Consider the following 2,274-nt stretch of genomic DNA (forward strand, 5'->3'; position numbering starts at 1 on the left):
GTTTCACCGCATCTACCTGCGGGAACTCTAGGATCGTGGGGCAGCCATGGGGCATATACGACAACAGGGGCACCCGAAGGTGCCCCTGGATCACGTTGTGCCCCCTGTAGGACTCGAACCTACGACCTAGTGATTAAAAGTCACCAGCTCTACCAACTGAGCTAAAGGGGCTTAGCGGGGACAAGACTACAACATGCCCCACGCCTGCCCCACATCGTTATCGATGGAGGATGACCTAGATGGCATGGGCGGAGAAGCTTCCCAGTGGCCGCTACAGCGGTGTCTATCGCGACGCCACGGGCGCGAAGGCCCGGTTGCCAGGAACATACGGTCGAAAAGAGGAAGCGAAGCGCCAGGCCGCCGCCAAGGAGGTCGCCGAACGCGACACGCCGACTTCGCGCGAGTCGAAGACTCTCACCTGGGGCGAGTGGGCACCAAGGTGGCAAGCCGCCCGAATTGTGGGGAAAAGCACAGACCGCTCCGACCAGGGCCGTCTCCGTGATCACGTCCGCCCGCGGTGGGAGAAGACTCCGCTTCGAGACATCACCCCGGATGCCATCCAGAACTGGGTCGCCGAGCTTGCCAAGGCCGGCATGGCACCGTCGACAGTAGCGAAGTGCTACTACCTCCTGAGCGCCTCGATGAAGTCCGCCCAGATGGCACGTGTGATCACCGTCAACCCATGCAAAGGCATCACCCTCCCCAAAACAGGGCCAATGTCAGACCGATACCTGGACGACAGCGAAGTTTCAGCTATCGCGAGCTCGCTGAGCGACTTCGACGCGCTCGTCGTCAGTGTTCTACTCGGCACCGGCGTGCGACTGGGCGAAGCCATGGGTTTGCACTGGGAGAACGTCGATCTGAAACGCCGACTGGTCTCCATTGAGTGGTCATACGACCCGGTAGCGCAGGACATGAAGGATCCGAAAGATCACGAACGCCGGACCATCCCGATCGGCGCCACCTTGACTAAGCTGCTAGACAGCCACCTTTCGCAAGTCGGCATAGGCAACCGTGCGCCGAGCCCGATCAACTATCCGCAGAACGCCCGAGTCCATACAGGTCTGGTCTTGGCACACACCGAGGGCCGCCCATTCGATCCGTCCAATCTGCGAACAAGATTCGATGCGTCGGTTCGAATCGCGTACACCGGGCAAGGTCGACGACGTCAACAGATCGGGCATGTCCGACTTCATGACCTTCGCCACACCTATGCGAGTCGCCTTCTGGAACAGGGCATCCCAATTCAGGAGGTCTCACGGCTGCTGGGCCACGCGAACATCGCGACTACCCAACGCTATGCACACCGCGCGAAAGCTCAGTGGGACCGTGTACGAGATGCCCTCGGGTAGCTACCTTTACGGCACCGAGCCATCGCGGGCGGGGTGTGGGGACACCGACCACTCGCCATCTCGACTGCAACAGGTTCGATGGTGTCGGGTCCAGAACCACTGCGGCTGGGCCTTCGAGCCACGGAGTCTCCGAGTCTCCGAGAAGTTTGGGCGCAAACGTGACAGGTGTCAGGAACATCGCCACGTCGTCTTAGTCAGTGCGAGACGATCATCTTCGTGACTACACCGGTGGAGGATGACGACGTTGCGTCATGGGTAAAACGAATCAGTGCGGCCTCTGAGCAGGGTGAGACACTCGATCTCGCAAAGGACCATGCCGCCAACTCGGCCGACCGGAACCCAGCCGGTGGCGACAAGTGGGGTCCCGAGCGGCAGATACCAGCCGCCGCTTTGCGCGCAGTCTTGACCAACCGAAATCTAGCTGTCGATCCCCACGGGCTCCGGATCAACGGCGCTCGAATCGTCGGTCCGGTCGATCTGGAAAACATCAAGTTCGAACATGCTCTGTACCTGACGAAATGTCGATTCGACTGTCACATCGGACTATGCGGTTCGACGTTGAAAGAACTGAACCTCAGCGGTTCTCACATCCGATCACTCAACCTCGATCAGGCGACGATCACCGGTGGTCTGTTCGCGAGCGACGGGTTCACCGCCACCGGAGAGATCCGCGCCCTCGCAGCGAGAATCAGCCTTCTGTCGATGAAAGGCGCCACTCTCACCAACCCCGACGGCAATGCCCTGCTCCTCGACAACGCGACGATCACGGGCGGCATGTTTCTGGACAGCGGGTTCACCGCCACCGGAGAGATCCGAGCCCTCGGAGCGAACATCAGCGGCCAACTTTCACTGAACGGCGCCGCCCTTACCAACCCCGGCGGCGATGCCCTGTCCCTCGACAGGGCGGCGATCACCGGCGACC

General features: G+C 61.0%; 2 protein-coding genes and 1 tRNA gene. 2 read left to right on the plus strand and 1 reads right to left on the minus strand.

All coding sequences use genetic code 11. The features are described 5' to 3' along the window. Positions 1-98: 98 nt before the first annotated feature. A tRNA-Lys gene (locus NJ1_RS37690) sits at positions 99-171 on the minus strand. A gap of 68 nt (positions 172-239) precedes the next feature. On the opposite strand from NJ1_RS37690, the gene NJ1_RS37695 reads away from it, so the two are divergent. Together NJ1_RS37695 and NJ1_RS37700 are read left to right on the plus strand one after the other, a co-directional pair. Beyond that, complete coding sequence (locus NJ1_RS37695; RefSeq protein WP_067705132.1) at positions 240-1,352, plus strand: tyrosine-type recombinase/integrase; 1,113 nt, start codon at positions 240-242, stop codon at positions 1,350-1,352. A gap of 216 nt (positions 1,353-1,568) precedes the next feature. Next, positions 1,569-2,274: hypothetical protein (locus NJ1_RS37700; protein ID WP_218025323.1), on the plus strand; the 706-nt coding region annotated here is incomplete at its 3' end.

Source organism: Nocardia jejuensis NBRC 103114, assembly GCF_001613145.1.
In the GTDB taxonomy this organism is placed as follows: domain Bacteria; phylum Actinomycetota; class Actinomycetes; order Mycobacteriales; family Mycobacteriaceae; genus Nocardia; species Nocardia jejuensis.

Coding starts and splice junctions, on each gene's coding strand:
- NJ1_RS37695 (WP_067705132.1), top strand. CDS start 240: ATGGCATGGGCGGAGAAGCTTCCCAGTGGCCGCTACAGCGGTGTCTAT.